Genomic DNA, 16448 nt, shown 5'->3' with positions numbered 1-16448 from the left:
CTATAGCTATGTCCACGATTGACTTAGAGGAAAGTGGACGTTCGATGATTGTTGGGTACGCCAGAGTGAGTTCCACGGGACAGGATCACGCAACTCAGATCGACCGGCTTAAGGCAGCGGGTGCGGAGAAGGTCTATAGCGAGAAACAATCTGGCCTTGACCGGGAACGTCCCGCGTTGGACGAGTGCCTTCGCTTCGTTCGAGAGGGCGACGTGTTGCTCGTGACGAAGCTTGATCGCCTTGCAAGGTCGGCATCGCACCTCCACCAGATCGTAGAGGGCCTGAGTGAGAAGGGCGTCGGTTTCCGAGTGCTGGACGACGCAACGCTCGACACCACCACCAGAACCGGGAAGCTTGTCTTTGGCATTCTTGCCAGTATCGCAGAGTTTGAAACTGACTTGCGCAAGGAGCGGCAACTCGAAGGTATTGCCAAGGCGAAAGCCGAGGGTCGAACCGGAGGACGCCCCGCAATGATCACGCCGGAGGTGAAGGCGGTCATGACTCAGATGAAGGCTGATGGCGTGAGTGTTCGCCAGATCGCGGCGCAGGTAGGGTTCAGCAAGTCGGCGGTTCAGAAGGTACTCGACGCCGCCAAGGGAGGCGCATGACGATGGACGTGGTTATCGTTGCCTGTAGCTGGCTGGTGATCGGGACGTTGGCTTTCGGTGGCATCTGGTCTGTCCTAAATAGTCTGTTCGGTCGGTAGGGTGCGACAATTTGTCATGTCGTCGCGCACAGGTGACTATCTGGGCACAAACTCTGCAGCATCCTCCGTTCCCGCAGGAACCCCCCAGTCACCTTTGAGTGTCCACCGACAACCGTCACCTACAGGTGTCTTTATCCCTTGTTGTGCCAATTGTTTTCCTGGCTATTAAGGGGGCCTCTTTCCAAAACAGGGGCTTCCAATGCAAACCAGCAGACAACAGAAATCCGCAATGCCGCGTGACTATAGCGTGTCGGACATGACCATAGCCGCAGAGTTCATGATGACGGCCATGCGGGCGGCGGTGAACGGGCATCCGGTGGCCAGCGCTGACGTTGTGCGACCGCTCAAATGGGCGCGCTCAAAGATCGATGAAGTATTGGCACAGGCGGAAGCCGCAGCCGCGCTAGCAGCCGCTCCCTCTCTCGCTCTTCGGGAGGCGTGACTATGGCGCGACAAAGGGGCAATAACTGGCAAGCGGACGTCAGCCTTGGGGACGGCACTCGCCTCCGTCGTACATTTCCAACCGAGGAACATGCACTCAAATGGGAGGTAGCGGCCCGCCATGCGATAGAAATGGGCAAGCCTCTTCCGCCCGTCAACATCCACATCAGCGGCTCCAAGACCCGCGATCTATCGCTCCTCGGGCCATGTTTCGACTTCGTGAAGCGAACTGTCTGGCAGTATCAGGCTCGGGGAGGAGAGTCCCAAATCCGCAACGGGCAGACCGCCGTGGACTATTGGGGCCGCAACAAGCCGCTGGAGGAGATCACCTCGGCGGATATAGCGGAGTGGAAGGTGGAGTTGGCCGACAACGGACTAGCTCCGTCCTATGTGAACAAGAAGATCGCCTCCCTCTCCAAAATCCTAAAGACAGCGCACGACGCGGGGGCCATCAACAAGATGCCGTCGATCAAGTGGAACGCTGTCGAGAAGACCCGCTTCCGGTACTTGGATGATCAAGAAGAGCGCGTCTTGTTGGCTTACTGGTCCGCGAACAACGATCCCGACAACTACGACCTGACGATGGCCTTGATCGATACCGGAGCGCGCTGCTTCTCCGAAATGATGAAAGCCTCGTGGGACGACTTCGGTCCTCAGTTCTCCAGTCTGACCTTCTGGAAGACCAAGACCAAGAAGCCTCGCACGGTCCCTCTTACGAAGCGCGTTCGGGAAATGCTTGCCCGTCGTCAGATCGGTGAAGCCGGAAGGAACAAGGGACCCTTCACCGCGCACAACGAGTACGCTATGCGGTCGCGATGGGAAACCATGCGGGAAGTTCTGTCTTTCCAAGACGTCACACCCCACGTCCTCCGCCATACGTGCTGCACTCGTCTGGTTCTGGCTGGTGTCGATATCAAGCGCGTCATGGAGTGGATGGGCCACTCGGCCATCGTGACCACCATGCGCTACATGCAGATCAAGCCGAAGGGGCTGGAGGATATCCTTCACGTTCTGGAGGGCACCACTCCGAAGCCGAAGCGAAAGCGGGAGAAATCGCCGGTGGTGGCGTCGGCTTGAACATCATGGCCTCGGGGCAACCCGGGGCCTCTTCATTCCCGGGCTACTGTCGGGTGCAGATTTTTTTGATGGCACAGTTGGCCCGGAATTCATGGCACAGTCCGTCGTAACCCTCTGCTGGAAATAGAAACCCCGAGGATATTCAGTCTGTTGTGGCTAATTTCACTGGATTTCTCATGCTTGACGCCTCAGATTTCGGATGCCATATGCCGGTCATGAGACGCTAATTCTCACTCCCGCATACCCGATGACGTGGCAACTCAAGCCTGACGTCATAATCCCATGCACTAGGAAGCTCTGGCTTTCCGTGTGCGGTTCCGAAACCACAAACCCCACTTTCTTTGTCTGTTCCTGCGAACAGTCCGGTTCACTGTATCCAGACGCCTCGGTCGATAGCCGGGAACGAACCGTTATGGGCGGAAGACGATATACGCCCAGCCGAGCCATATTCTGGAGCGGGTTAGCCTCACGTGACCGCGAAAGCGGACGAGACTAGCGCCGCGTAGCCGCCTATCCGCTTTTTTGCCGGAAAGGGTGTCGGAGCTTTGTGCGCGTTGTGTCGCCAAGGTCGAACCGATCTAGGGCGCGGGTCAGCACGACCGCCCACGGCGAAATTTATCACCACACAACGAAAACCTTCATGTCATCGCCCGACAGGTTGCCCCGCTCACTAGGAGGCAATCCCGAGACAGTTCGGCCCTCCGTCCGTGCCTATCTGTTTCGTTTGTTTGTCGGAAGCGGATGAGTTTCGCCAACAACTCCAAACAGGAACCTTCAATGACACCATCAGAAACCCAAACTGCTCCCGCCGTGACCACGCTACTGTCCGCACGGCGACAACTCCAGATTATCCAGAATGCTTCAAACCTCGGTCGCCGCCTTTCCGGGGAACTCCGGGGTGGTAAGAATGCCGATCCTAATGTCACCCGTGCGATTGCCGTGGCTGATGACCTGCAAAACCATCTTCTTGCGATCCAGCGCAACGCCCCGACCAGACAGAACCGCAAGGACGAACCGATAGAGCGCCCTGACGTTCTCCAGAGTGAAGACCTTCCGACCATCATCGGTGCGGCGTCTTCGGATGCCAGGTACATACAGCGGCTCACTGCCGGTGGAATGGGCATGTCACCAAACGTTGCCGAACCTCTTCGGGTTCTTCGAGAGCTTCGGCGAAAGCTGGCGTTTATTCGGGATCGATGGCCGGAGCTACAGACCGGCGACGATGTCAGCGACCGCCTGACCCGTAATGACAAAATCGTGCAGCAGTGGGTTGCCTCCGGGGAGGTTCGCCTTTGACGGTACGTACCCGATCAGCGACTATAGCTGTCAAGGACGATGCCGACTTCGCTCACAAGGCGTCTCACGTCTTGGCTTCTCATGGCTACCCGAGGCCCGCGATAGCCTCACTTCTGGGGCTGTCCGAACGTAGCATCCGCCGACACCTTTCCCGGCCCTGCGTGGCGTACGAGCAGGAAAAGGCGGAACGCGCAGATAGACTTGAGACTGAGAACCGAAATCGGGCAACTAATCGGGGCTTCTGCCGAGCGGACGACCACCTCTCCGACAAGGCTATATACCTCCGGGACCTGCGGAAGAACATCGCCAGAATGTGGTCCGAAGGTATGTCAGCCAGCGCGATCGGGTGTGAACTCGGCATTTCCCGGCAGGTTGTTCAGTACCATATCGGACTTACTGTTCGTGCCGGTAGAGTGGCCAATCCGTTGGCCTTAGAACGACGCAGGGCGAGGCGCAATACGTTGATTATGAAGGATAATATCCGTAATCAGCAGATGCAAAAAACCTATATATAGGATACCCATAGGGCCACACGCCGTTGACCCGCTGACTTTGTTAATTCTCAGCCGCTCGGCATCTTCCGACAAACGTCAGTCTGACGACATACCGGAACGCCCCGAGAGTGGCCCGAACTGTTCCTTGATCTGACGAGGACGGACGCCGCAAGGCGAACCGTCATATACAACACCCGTCACACCATCTTAACAATGCGGACAGGACGCCCATTACAGTTTGGTGTCTTCAGGCGGAACGCCGCCCTCGTCCGTCCTCCTCTTTCTGGAACCTGCTTCCCGTTAGTTCCACTCCCTCACAACCCCTCTATTCAATCAAAGGAGAGCGCCCGTTGGCCTCATCTAACACTACCTCTATGCGCATTGTCGTCCACACTGACGGGTCTTGCCTCCACAATCCCGGTCCCGGTGGATGGGGCGCGATTGTCTGCTTCTGGGATGGCGACACCCTGATTGAGCGTGTCGAGCTCTCCGACGCCGATCCAGCCACCACAAACAACAAAATGGAATTGTCGGCAGCGATTGTCGCCCTCCAGCACATTCGCGCAATTCCTCATTTCCATCCATCCGTCCCCATCACCATCATCAGTGACAGCCAGTATGTCGTGAGCGGTGCCACCACCTGGCTCCCCAATTGGGTCCGCAACGGATGGCGGGCATCGGACAAGAAGCCCATCAAAAATCAGGACCTATGGAAAGCTTTCGAGTTCGCCAAAGCGGGCCTGTCAGTCGCCTTTGAGTGGATCAAGGGTCATGCGGGCAACCCGGATAACGAAGCCGCTGACGCCCTTGCTAGGGCCGCTGTAGACCGCTTTCTTGCCCCTGTCTGATCCGCACCAGCTATTAACCCTCACTAACCTTTCCAGCCTCCTTCGCAATCCCGCGCAGGGGGCTTTTTCATTTCAGGAGAAACAATGAACACCAGACTTGCAGACGCCATCAAGACCCAGGCACTTCGTATCGGTGCCAACCCCGCAGACCTTGCCACCGTCATGTCCTACGAAACCGGCGGCACCTTCGACGTTTGGAAGAAGGGTCCCACGACCAAATGGGGCGTCCACCGTGGCCTGATCCAGATGGGCGAGCCGGAACAGCGCAAATACAACTACCACAAAGACATGCCCGTAGAGGACGCCGTTGCGGCTTCTGCGAACTACCTCGTGGATCGCGGCTTCAAGCCCGGCATGGGCCTCCTCGAAATGTATTCGGCCATCAACGCCGGTTCCATCGGGGAGAAGTATTACAATCGCAGTGACGCTGGAAACGGCGGCGCTCCGGGCACCGTTCGGGACAAGGTGAACAACCAGATGGAAGGCCATAAGGCTAAGGCTGTGGCGCTCCTCAACGGTGAGTTCCAGCCCTCCGAACGAACCTATTTCGACACCCCGGCTGGCGAGAGCCGCCCGGAGTCTAATCCATACCAGTATCAGGACGTGTCAGCGCCATCCCCAAAGACGGTGGTGGATATCAACACGCAGCCCGAAGGACCCTCTAACAGCGGCTTTTGGGGCGACTTCAAGGACAGCTTTCAGTCCTCTTCGATCACCGCTCAGACGATCCGGTGGATGACCGAGGGGGGCATCGATCCCGATTTCCAGATTGGCGAAGAGCGCGGAATGAAGCTCTCCAAGCAATACCCGGAAATGTACCACGACTTCCTCTTCTCCTCGTCCTCCGATCTGGTTCTACGCCAGCGGATGCAGTGGGCCGATCAGGATGCAAAGCGACAGGAACGCCTCGCAGGGGGCGGCTGGAGAGCGACGAGTGCTGGCCTACTGGCTGGTGCTGCTGATCCTCTTCCGCTCGCTCTAGGTATCGCCACGGGCGGTATTGGTGCGGGTGCGGTGGCTGGTATGGGGATGGCTGCGAGAGTGGGTATCGGTGCGGCCTCTGGAGCCATATCGAACGCCTCCGTCGATTGGGCCTCTAGTGCGCTCACAGACAACCTTTACGCCGACCCATTCTTGGCCGGTGGCGCTGGTGCGATCTTTGGTGCCCTTGGCGGCGCTCTTGCCCGCTCGGCTGGCTCTCAATTTGAAAGCTCTCTCGCTCACGAGATCGGCAATCGCTTTGAGGCAGAGAACCGGGGATTGATCCCACCGCGCTCCGAGACTCCACAGTTTGACGACGTCCTTCCAGTCTCCGGTCCTACGGGCAACGGCGGCGCGGCTCGTAACACGCAGAAGCGGGACAGCCTGATCGGTGACGATGCGGGCGAACTCATTCGGATGCGAGACGAGGACGTGGGGCGCGGCTTCGGCGGCTGGCTCCGCAAGGGTGACGTCACGGGTCAGATGACCACGGATGCAAACCCTGTCACCCGCATGATTGGCGCGAACCTCTTCGAAGAGACAGCGGGCTTCACCGATCACTCGGTCGTCCCCGATAGCGTCAACTCCAAGATGACCGCCATGCACCGCAAGTACGTCGGTGATTTCAACGTCGAGTTCATCCCGGCGAAGAAGGCGTATATCTCGGAAGGTGGTCAGTTCTCCCTAAACCTGGCCGCACGGGGACGCCGTGGGGATGAGTTCAACAGTCTCGTCTCGGCCTACATTCGTGATCCCGCTCCGTCGCCGCATACAAGCCCTCATGTGGTCAAAGCGGGTAACGCGCTGCGCAAAAGCATGGCGAACTTTGCGCGGGAAATGAAGGAAGCTGGACTGTGGTCGGGTGCAGCGGATGAGAACTATCTGCCCTACATCGCCAACCACGCGAAGATTTCTCAGCTTGACGAGCTGATCCACCAAGACGCCATGGAAGCCTTCTTCAAGGCTGCAATCATCAAGCACTCACCGGAGCTTGGGGACGACCTCGCAAAGCGCATGGCTCGGGGTTATTGGGGCAACATTCGCAAGGCTGGATACGGCATTGACGATGGCCTCTCTCGGTCGCTCCATCTTAACGATCGTGAGGCTTTCAAGCAGTCCTTCTTCGAAAACCTCGACAACAAGAACCTGCTCACCGACGAGGAGCTTGAGATAGTCTTTGATACCCTCTCGGGGCTGATGGACGAAACCAAATCTGGTTCGGTCGAGTCGAGCAAGGGCGTTGGCTACCTCAAGCGCCGCACACTTATGGACTACGACGAGCAGTTCTCGGTTCCTCTTAGGGTCCCGAGTAACGGCCAGACGCATATGAAGCTCAAAGTCAGCGATCTCTTTGAGGACGACGCCGAGTTTCTGTTCCATCGCTACGCCCGCACCATGTCGGGCCGCGTATCGTTCGCCAAGCAGCAGTTCATCAACCCTACCTCCGGGGAAGTGATGATGGACGGCATCAAGTCCGAGACGGACCTAGCCAAGCTGATGAACATGGTCCGCGAGAGCTACCGGCTCATGCCGGGGAATTACAATGACAAGAAGGAAGCAATGGAAAATGCACTTAGAAATATCGGGTTCGGCTGGAAGCGCATCAATGGCATTCCTGTCTTCGACAACTCTGGAGCTTACGCGAAGTGGGCGCGTCGTATTAAGGCCGCACAGTTCATCCGACTCATGTCGAACATGGGCCTGAACCAAGTCCAGGAAGGATGGAAGCTGATCTCTTTGACTGGCTTCCGGGCGTCATTGAGTCAGTTGCCGGCGATCCGAACGATGGTCACGGGGATTAACTCCGGGGCTTTTCAGCAGGACAAGTTGCTTAGAGAGCTTACGGACATGACCGGCATTGGCCTTGAAGGTCTCTGGAACAAGTTCGATTTCCGTCTGGACGAGGACCGGATCGGGGAGGGGCTGTCCAGCAGGATCGGCCAGAAGGTTGATGCAGCCCTTGAGGCTGGTCAGCAGTTGACGGCGCAAGTCTCCTTCATGCGAGCCATCAGCGACTACCAGCAGCGGTGGGCCATGAAGGCGATCACTCAGCAGATTGCGGCGATGGCGCGCAAGGCAAAGATCGGGGAAGACGCTTTTGACTTCTCCAAGATCAAGCTCAGGGACCGCGAACGACTGGCCTCCATCGGTCTCGGGGAAGGTGACGCTCAACTGCTGTTCAAGAACCTCCTGAACCATAGCGAATTTGATGGTGGCAAGATCGTCGGCGTGAACGTCGCCAAGTGGGATGCCGAAGCAGTTTCGAAGTTTCGCACCTTCATGGGCCGCTATACCGACCGTCTGGTTCAGGCGAACGACTATGGGGCCTTGTCCAAATGGATGAGCCACCCCGTCGCCAGCATGTTCATACAGTTCCGGTCATTTGTCTTCGGGGCGTGGGCGAAATCCACCCTCTGGACTGCCAATCACGGCATCCTCAAGGACCCTCGAATGATGGTCATGGTGATGGGCGAACTGGCTGCTGGAACGGCGACTTACGTGGTTCGTCAGGCCGGTCAGACCTCCACAGACGGCGGCTATGACAAGTTCTGGGACGAAGACATGAAGCCGGAGAACCTGATCAAGAACGGCTTCGCCCGCACGGCGACGGCTTCGGTGGTCCCGATGTTTGCTGACAGTTTGCTCATGATGACCCCGATTGGCCCGCAGTTTGGCAATGCGCGTTCGTCAGGCTCACCGACCGAGACGTTCTTCGGCACTCCCGCCGCCGATCAGATCAATTCGGCGCGGGCGTTTTCGTCCGGGCTGATGGACAGCGTTTGGAACGACCGGGAAATGACCCAGAGCGAAATCAGGTCCGGCGTCAGGGCCTTCGTTCCCCTTGCCAACTGGGTGCCGTTCACGGCGGCGCTTGGGGCACTTATCGAAGACCGTCCGGTTTCCAAGAGGTGAAGCTTAGGGGCCCGCTTCGGCGGGGCCTCGCCTTCTCTTCAACAGAGCTTTAGGGCCAGATATCTCGGCTCACAAAACTTGGTCGGAAACGTTGGTCGGAATTGGTCGGAACATTCTGACCGACTTCCGTCTAGTCGTTTGTTTTTACTGCAAAATCTGCTGTTCTGGAAATTTTGGTGGAGCTAAGCGGGATCGAACCGCTGACCTCTTGCATGCCATGCAAGCGCTCTCCCAGCTGAGCTATAGCCCCATAAGGGTTCCGGCCTGATTGATCCGGTTCCGGGAACCGAAGCGGTTGTTTCCGTTCGGTGGCGGCTTGATACTTCTCATGAATGAAGATGGCAAGCCGAAAAATTCGCCCGGTGACATTTTTTTGTAACCGGGCGAAAAAACTTTGGAAAATCAGGCTTCTTCGTCGTCGCCGCCGACACCGATAATGCCGGAGACGTCGTCATCGTCGTCATCTTCATCGGCTTCGAGGAAGGTGTCATCGTCATCGTCCAGCTCGACATCGTCATCGCCGATATCATCGGGAACTTCGTCGTTGTTGTTGTCGCCATCGGCGTCTTCCAGCGAGACGAGTTCGACGTCCGTGCTTTCGGTATCGACTTCTTGAACGTCGTCTTCCTCAGCCTGTTCCATCTTGGCTTGCGCCGTCGTTTCCTCGAAGAAGGAAAGCGGCCAGGACTTGCCGGTGTAAGGGGAGACAACCGGATCGCGGTTCAGGTCGTAGAATTTCTTGCCGGTATCCGGGTCGGTGCGCTTGGTTCCAAGTTCCGCTTTTGCCACTGTCAAAGCCTCGAATTTTTGAATGAGTTCGGTCTTAACGCCGTGAATTCGGCAGTAGACGGTAAATTTATAGCCGGTCCCCTTAATCCTTGGCGTGGTGCCTGTCAAAGATAAACTGCATGGGATTGCGAGGGTGGAAGTTTTCGGCTGCTTGCGGGGTGAATGCTCCCATTCTTTATGATAAAGCCCGCGCCTTAGGCAAACGTCCATTCGAGAGTTTACCCCCATGACTTTTACGATCGCCATCGATGGCCCGGCAGCGGCAGGCAAGGGTACGCTTTCGCGCAAGATTGCCGAGGTTTACGGCTTTCATCACCTCGACACAGGCCTGACCTATCGCGCCACGGCCAAGGCGCTGCTCGATGCCGGCAAGCCTCTAGATGACGAAGCGATTGCGGAAGAGACCGCGCTCCATCTCGATCTGGCCGGGCTAGACCGCTCTGTTCTGTCACGCCATGAGGTAGGGGAGGCGGCCTCGAAGATTGCGGTCATGCCCGCCGTGCGGCGCGCACTGGTAACGGCGCAGCGCGCATTTTCGCTGCGCGAGCCGGGTACGGTACTGGACGGACGCGATATAGGCACCGTCGTCTGCCCGGATGCGCCGGTGAAGCTTTATGTGACGGCTTCTCCCGAAATCAGGGCAAGACGTCGTTATGACGAGATTGTCGCGAGCGGCGGTGCTGCCGATTACGAGGCGATTTTCGCAGATGTGAAGAAACGTGACGAGCGGGATATGGGCCGGGCTGATAGTCCTTTGAAACCAGCGCAAGACGCGCACTTGCTTGATACGTCGGAAATGAGTATAGAGGCGGCGTTTCAAGCGGCAAAGGCGATTATCGATGCCGCGATGAAGAAATAAGAATTGTACGGGAATCGGCATGTCCGATTTCCGTTCTGGAATGTCCCGAAAGCATGCCCTGCGCCGGAAAGCCTTGCACGACAAGGCGGTCATGGATTTTGGGAATGATCAACGCAAACCCCCGGCGCTTGTGTGTCCTGTAATAATCGGACACTTCAGGAGATTTAATGTCTGTAGCTACCCCCACGCGCGACGATTTCGCAGCCCTGCTCGAAGAGTCCTTTGCTTCCAACGACCTGGCCGAAGGCTATGTTGCCAAGGGCATCGTAACGGCCATCGAAAAGGATGTCGCGATTGTTGACGTTGGCCTCAAGGTCGAAGGCCGCGTTCCGCTCAAGGAATTCGGTGCCAAGTCCAAGGACGGCACGCTGAAAGTCGGCGACGAAGTCGAAGTTTATGTCGAGCGCATCGAAAACGCTCTGGGCGAAGCCGTTCTGTCGCGCGAGAAGGCTCGCCGCGAAGAGAGCTGGGTCAAGCTCGAAGCCAAGTTCGAAGCTGGCGAGCGCGTTGAAGGCGTTATCTTCAACCAGGTCAAGGGCGGCTTCACGGTCGATCTCGACGGCGCTGTTGCCTTCCTTCCGCGTTCGCAGGTCGACATTCGTCCGATCCGCGACGTAACGCCTCTGATGCACAACCCGCAGCCCTTCGAAATCCTCAAGATGGACAAGCGTCGCGGCAACATCGTCGTTTCGCGCCGTACGGTTCTCGAAGAGTCCCGCGCCGAGCAGCGTTCTGAAATCGTTCAGAACCTCGAAGAAGGCCAGGTTGTTGACGGCGTCGTCAAGAACATCACCGATTACGGTGCGTTCGTTGACCTCGGCGGCATCGACGGCCTGCTGCACGTCACCGACATGGCATGGCGCCGCGTCAACCATCCTTCGGAAATCCTCAACATTGGCCAGCAGGTCAAGGTTCAGATCATCCGCATCAACCAGGAAACCCACCGTATCTCGCTCGGCATGAAGCAGCTCGAGTCCGATCCGTGGGATGGCATCTCCGCCAAGTACCCGGTTGGCAAGAAGATCTCCGGTACGGTCACGAACATCACCGACTACGGTGCATTCGTCGAGCTGGAGCCGGGCATCGAAGGCCTGATCCACATTTCCGAAATGTCTTGGACCAAGAAGAACGTACATCCCGGCAAGATCCTGTCCACGAGCCAGGAAGTCGACGTTGTCGTTCTCGAAGTCGATCCGTCCAAGCGCCGTATCTCGCTTGGCCTCAAGCAGACGCTGGAAAATCCATGGCAGGCATTTGCCTACAGCCATCCGGCCGGCACTGAAGTCGAAGGCGAAGTCAAGAACAAGACCGAATTCGGCCTGTTCATTGGCCTCGAAGGCGATGTCGACGGCATGGTTCACCTGTCGGATCTCGACTGGAACCGTCCGGGCGAGCAGGTCATCGAAGAGTTCAACAAGGGCGATGTCGTCAAGGCTGTCGTTCTGGACGTTGACGTCGAGAAGGAGCGTATCTCTCTCGGTATCAAGCAGCTCGGCAAGGACGCTGTGGGTGAAGCCGCAACGTCTGGCGAACTGCGCAAGAACGCTGTCGTTTCCGCTGAAGTTATCGGCGTTAACGAAGGCGGCATCGAAGTGAAGCTCGTCAACCACGAAGACATCACCTCCTTCATCCGCCGCAACGACCTGGCACGCGATCGTGACGATCAGCGTCCGGAGCGTTTCTCGGTTGGTCAGGTTCTCGACGCCCGCGTCGTCAACTTCTCCAAGAAGGATCGCAAGGTCATGCTTTCGATCAAGGCTCTGGAAATCGCAGAAGAGAAGGAAGCCGTCGCTCAGTTCGGTTCGTCCGACTCCGGCGCTTCGCTCGGCGATATCCTTGGCGCGGCTCTGAAGAACCGCGGCGAGTAATCGTCAGCCTATGAGACATGAAGAGCCCGCCGGAGCGATCCGGCGGGTTTTTTGTTGTTGTTTTTCAGACCTGGGATTCGTGTAAGTTCGCGGTCTCGTGGACACACGGGACGGTAGGTTAGGTGAAGTTGCCCATTCGCAAGTAATAAGACTCAGCATCACCCACCCGGCCATCTTCTCGCGCACCTTCGGAAACCGAATGATCGACCGGCTCATCATTGGCGGCGACGCGCTCTTCCTCTTCGAGTGGCTCGTCTGGATGATTCTGCTGTGCGTCGTTCTGGTCCGGATGGTTCTGCCCAGCCTCTTCTTCAGCCCCTCCTTCGCCCTCACCATCAGAGGAAGGCCAGCGACCGCGGGGCGGTGCGTCCTCGTCGCGCTTCTGCTCCTCGATCGGGTAGTTGACGAAAGGAAGCGGTGTGCCCGGCTTGGTAATCAGCGAGGCAACCGCGGATTGGAGCGCGGCCTGCTCGAAGGCGAGGCTCTTTCCGTCGGCTGTAGCTAAGGCGCTCGCAGCGGCCCGCGCTTCCGGGCGAAGCATCGCTGCCGGGCTCTCTTCATTTGCAGCGCCAGTTGAATGGCCTTGCGTCTGCCCAGACGTCAGGAATTGCTGCGTCTTCGGAGCCTCAGCATCCGAGGTTTCTTCATGCGGCACGATAGGCGGCGCGGAAAATGTGCTTGGCAGCGGATCGGCGCGCTCGGGCAGTCTGCCGAGCAGCACGGCCAGCAACAATGTCTCCATGTCCTGTGGGCTCGCGCCGCGGAACTGCCTCGCAATCGTCGCGGCATCTGTCTTCAGGAACGGGGTAAGCGGGGCATGATCCGCAGCACCATCCTGCGTGATCATCGGCACGTCTGCGCTCTGCGGAGGCAAGGTCAATAGACCGGCCTTGCTTGATGGTGCGGGCTGCGGAGAAGACTGAGCGCACTGTTCAGGAGGCAACGCTTGAGGCGTGCTGAGTGGAGCGTCCGCGTTCTGAGCGGTTATTTGAGAGGGGAGCGGTGTCTGCGTGGTCGCTTTCGCAAAAGCCTGCGTTGCGGGCGAAGCGGTGTTTGACGCTGGCTGGACGTCCGCCTGTTCTGCAGGCGGCGCCGGAGAGATGGTCGCGGGTTTACGTGTCAGAGAATCGTTTTCACCAACGGGGAGTGGCAGTCGAGATAGAAGTGTTGCGGGCGGCGGCCCGTTGACCGGTCGAAGACTAAGGGAAGGGCTGTCCGGGAGGAGATCCTGAAGATAGGGCGGCAGCGCCACCTTCACGCCGTCCTCAGACTGGCCGACACGGGCAAGTTCCAGCATCGCGGCCAACCTGGCAGCATTCGGCCCTGCGTTGTTCTTCAGAATGTCGAGCATTAGCGCAATGGTCATGCCCTTCAGCAGCGTTCCCAGTTGCTGTTCGAGTGTCGCTCTCTGCGCTATCGGCAGAGATTGAAGGGCCGAGGTGAGACGGTTCACATAGGCTCCTGCGTCTTCTCCTTCCAGACGCTCCATTCCCAGAAGCGAACCCAGAACTTCTGCGAGCACGGTTCCGGTGCGGTGAAGCTCGGCTTCCCCGGAGATTGCGCGGGCAGCGACGACGGGGATATTAGGAGAGGTGTCGGAGATGGCTTGTGGGGTGGTCGGCTGGTTGGCCGGCGACGCGACCGCATCCGGCTTTTGCCCCGGGGTCTGCGGGGAAAGCTCTCCTGCTGTGACGGCACTGACAGGCGGCAGCATGGCACGCTCTTTCTTCTGTCCGAAGCGCGTTGATCCGCTGTCATCGCGTCGCAGCTTTGATGCTCAAGGGTGCGCGCGAGCCCTTGCTCCTCATCCGCACCGCCAGGATATGATCTCCTCAGTCGACCGCATCAAGGCAAGCGAAGGGAATCACTACGACCAATCATGACGGCAAAATATTAATCGACCGCTAACCATAAGTGCGGGCCCCGGCACTCATCGACGTCTTCAGCTATGGGCGAAGATGTCGGTATCGTCCCAACCGAGAAGGTCAAGCTTGGCGCGCGTAGGCAGAAAGGCGAAGCACGCTGTGGCGTGATCGTAGCGTCCGTCGCGTATCAGCCGGTGGGTGAGCTTATCGCGCAGTGCATGCAGGTGAAGAACGTCGGATGCGGCATATTCGAGCTGCGCTGGGGAGAGTGTTTCAGCTGCCCAGTCTGACGATTGCTGTGCCTTGGAGATGTCGATCTCCAGCATCTCTTTCAGATTGTCCTTCAACCCGTGCCGGTCCGTATAGGTGCGGCAAAGCCTTGAGGCTATTTTGGTGCAGAAGACGGGCGTCGTCGTCACGCTGAACGTGTAGAACAGGACGGCTATATCGAAGCGCCCATAATGGAAAATCTTCTCGCGGCTTGGATCCTCCAGCATGGCGACGAGGTTTGGTGCCTCTTTTTGTCCCGCCGCGATGCGCACCACGTCCGCCGTGCCGTCACCTGGCGAAAGCTGCACGACACAAAGCCTGTCGCGGCGCGGAACCAGCCCAAGCGTTTCCGTATCGACAGCGATTGCGCCTGTATAGCGCGCGGCATCGCTCGCAGAAATATCGCCTTCGTGATAACGGATCTTGGCAGCCATTTGGTACTCCGAATTACGCGCTTTACGGTTTCGGCTACAGCATCGGCCCAAAAAACCGAACCCGATTTTCGAACCTAGGCGTAGACTTGAAGAATACAAAGCATCCTTTGCGCGTCCAGAGGATGCACGGCGCTCTATAGCGCATCGTGGTTGCTGGCGATACTGCTTTCGGCCTTGAAGCTCTTGCCTCATCAGCCGGTCGCGGTCTAGGTTGCTGCCATACTCCTGCCAATCACGAAATCTCTTCATCCATGACCAAGAAAATCTACCTCGCCGGACCTGAGGTCTTTCTCTCCAATGCTCGCGAAATGCTGGATGCTAAGGCGAAGCTCGCTCGCGAAGCTGGCTTCACGCCCCTATCTCCTGGCGACCTCGAAATTCCACCGGCAGATACCAAGACAGGCCACGGCTGCAACATCAACGCCATCGATGAGCATATGATGCTGGAGGCCGACGCTATCATTGCCAATCTGACGCCTTTTCGGGGGATCGCCGCCGATGTTGGCACGAGCTTCGAACTCGGCTTCATGTGTGCTCTCGGTAAGCCAGTGTTTGCCTATACGAACATGGCGAAGAACCATTTTAATCGCATCCACGATCATTATGCTGGCGCGGTGGAACTGGCCGATGACGGGCGTTACAGAGGGCCAGACGGGCTTTCGGTGGAGAATTTCGACATGATCGACAATCTCATGCTGCATGGCTCGATCCTGCGCCGCGGCGGCGGCGTAATCGTCGGAGACGCGACGCCTGACGAACTCTACACCGATTTGACGGCATTCAAAGAGTGCCTGAAGCTTGCTGCGGCGAAGCTTCGTTAAAACAACTGCATCAAGCGGAGAGCAGATATGACAGCCACTATCCTCATCACCGGCGCGACCTCCGGCTTCGGCCTTTCCACCGCGCGTCTTTTCGCGAACGAGGGTTGGAAGGTGATCGGTACAGGCCGTCGCGCCGAGCGCCTTCAAGCTCTGAAAGACGAACTCGGATCGTCCTTCCATGGCCTGGCATTCGACATCACCGATGAGGGCGCGATGCGCTCGGCTTTCGTAGATCTGCCGCAAGAGTTTGCCGCAATCGATGTGCTGGTCAACAATGCCGGCCTCGCTCTCGGGACGGCCGCTGCGCCGCAAGTGCCGCTTCAGGACTGGCACACGATGGTCAACACCAATATCACCGGGCTGTTGAACATCACCCACCACCTGTTGCCGACGTTGATCGAGCGTCGCGGCATCGTCGTAAACCTCTCATCGGTCGCCGCAAGCTGGCCATATGCCGGCGGCAATGTTTACGCTGGCACCAAGGCGTTCCTGCGCCAGTTTTCGCTTGGCCTTCGCTCGGACTTGCATGGCAAGGGCGTGCGCGTTACGTCGATCGAGCCTGGGATGTGCGAGACCGAGTTCACCCTGGTGCGCACCGGCGGCAACCAGCAGGCGTCCGACACGCTCTACAAGGGCGTCAATCCGATCCTGCCGGAAGATATCGCCAACACCATTCATTGGGTGGTGTCACAGCCGAAGCATATCAACATCAACAGCATCGAGTTGATGCCGGTAAACCAGTCTTTCGCGGGGTTCCAGGTTCACCGCGACGCCTGACCTATTCGT

General features: G+C 58.0%; 13 protein-coding genes and 1 tRNA gene. 10 read left to right on the top strand and 4 right to left on the bottom strand.

The genetic code is table 11. The features are described 5' to 3' along the window. Positions 1 to 8 precede the first annotated feature (8 nt). From QZ869_RS04785 to QZ869_RS04760, 6 genes are all read left to right on the top strand, one after another. Positions 9 to 608 carry a recombinase family protein gene (locus QZ869_RS04785; protein WP_367115310.1) on the top strand — a complete coding sequence of 200 codons (600 nt, stop codon included), beginning with the start codon at positions 9 to 11 and terminating at the stop codon, positions 606 to 608. Positions 609 to 905: 297 nt separating this feature from the next. Beyond that, on the top strand, positions 906 to 1148 hold the full coding sequence (locus QZ869_RS04780; RefSeq protein ID WP_296102812.1) for a hypothetical protein: 243 nt from the start codon (positions 906 to 908) through the stop codon (positions 1146 to 1148). Between the two features lie 2 nt (positions 1149 to 1150). Next, positions 1151 to 2224 (top strand): site-specific integrase, encoded by a 1074-nt coding sequence (locus QZ869_RS04775; protein ID WP_296102810.1) that lies wholly within the window; start codon positions 1151 to 1153, stop codon positions 2222 to 2224. Between the two features lie 777 nt (positions 2225 to 3001). Then, a complete protein-coding gene (locus QZ869_RS04770; RefSeq protein WP_296102807.1) occupies positions 3002 to 3520 on the top strand; it encodes a hypothetical protein in 519 nt (172 codons plus the stop codon). Positions 3521 to 4388: 868 nt separating this feature from the next. Then, a complete protein-coding gene (gene rnhA / locus QZ869_RS04765) occupies positions 4389 to 4862 on the top strand; it encodes a ribonuclease HI (RefSeq protein ID WP_296102968.1) in 474 nt (157 codons plus the stop codon). Positions 4863 to 4946: 84 nt separating this feature from the next. Beyond that, complete coding sequence (locus QZ869_RS04760; protein WP_296102804.1) at positions 4947 to 8756, top strand: hypothetical protein; 3810 nt, start codon at positions 4947 to 4949, stop codon at positions 8754 to 8756. 174 nt (positions 8757 to 8930) lie between these two features. Here the strand turns inward: QZ869_RS04760 and QZ869_RS04755 are convergent. Together QZ869_RS04755 and QZ869_RS04750 are read right to left on the bottom strand one after the other, a co-directional pair. Next, a tRNA-Ala gene (locus tag QZ869_RS04755) sits at positions 8931 to 9006 on the bottom strand. A gap of 152 nt (positions 9007 to 9158) precedes the next feature. Next, positions 9159 to 9545: a TIGR02300 family protein gene (locus tag QZ869_RS04750; RefSeq protein WP_296035780.1), complete on the bottom strand. Its 387-nt coding sequence runs from the start codon at positions 9543 to 9545 to the stop codon at positions 9159 to 9161. A 226-nt stretch (positions 9546 to 9771) separates the two neighbouring features. On the opposite strand from QZ869_RS04750, the gene cmk reads away from it, so the two are divergent. Together cmk and rpsA are read left to right on the top strand one after the other, a co-directional pair. Then, positions 9772 to 10404 (top strand): (d)CMP kinase, encoded by a 633-nt coding sequence (gene cmk / locus QZ869_RS04745; RefSeq protein ID WP_296035776.1) that lies wholly within the window; start codon positions 9772 to 9774, stop codon positions 10402 to 10404. Positions 10405 to 10571: 167 nt separating this feature from the next. Next, on the top strand, positions 10572 to 12272 hold the full coding sequence (gene rpsA, locus QZ869_RS04740) for a 30S ribosomal protein S1 (protein WP_296017851.1): 1701 nt from the start codon (positions 10572 to 10574) through the stop codon (positions 12270 to 12272). A gap of 118 nt (positions 12273 to 12390) precedes the next feature. On the opposite strand, the gene QZ869_RS04735 is transcribed toward rpsA, so the two are convergent. Further along, positions 12391 to 13986 (bottom strand): hypothetical protein, encoded by a 1596-nt coding sequence (locus tag QZ869_RS04735; RefSeq protein WP_296102801.1) that lies wholly within the window; start codon positions 13984 to 13986, stop codon positions 12391 to 12393. Positions 13987 to 14214: 228 nt separating this feature from the next. Next, positions 14215 to 14841: a ribonuclease D gene (locus QZ869_RS04730; protein WP_296017848.1), complete on the bottom strand. Its 627-nt coding sequence runs from the start codon at positions 14839 to 14841 to the stop codon at positions 14215 to 14217. A gap of 251 nt (positions 14842 to 15092) precedes the next feature. Here QZ869_RS04730 and QZ869_RS04725 point away from each other — a divergent pair, with 251 nt between their 5' ends. Next, positions 15093 to 15662, top strand: coding sequence for a nucleoside 2-deoxyribosyltransferase (locus QZ869_RS04725; protein WP_296102799.1), 570 nt, complete (start codon positions 15093 to 15095; stop codon positions 15660 to 15662). A gap of 27 nt (positions 15663 to 15689) precedes the next feature. After that, positions 15690 to 16439 carry an SDR family NAD(P)-dependent oxidoreductase gene (locus QZ869_RS04720; RefSeq protein ID WP_296017843.1) on the top strand — a complete coding sequence of 250 codons (750 nt, stop codon included), beginning with the start codon at positions 15690 to 15692 and terminating at the stop codon, positions 16437 to 16439. Positions 16440 to 16448: the final 9 nt, after the last annotated feature.

This window comes from uncultured Agrobacterium sp. (assembly GCF_913777885.1).
In the GTDB taxonomy this organism is placed as follows: Bacteria; Pseudomonadota; Alphaproteobacteria; order Rhizobiales; family Rhizobiaceae; genus Agrobacterium.
This window is presented reverse-complemented; position numbering and strand designations above follow the sequence as displayed.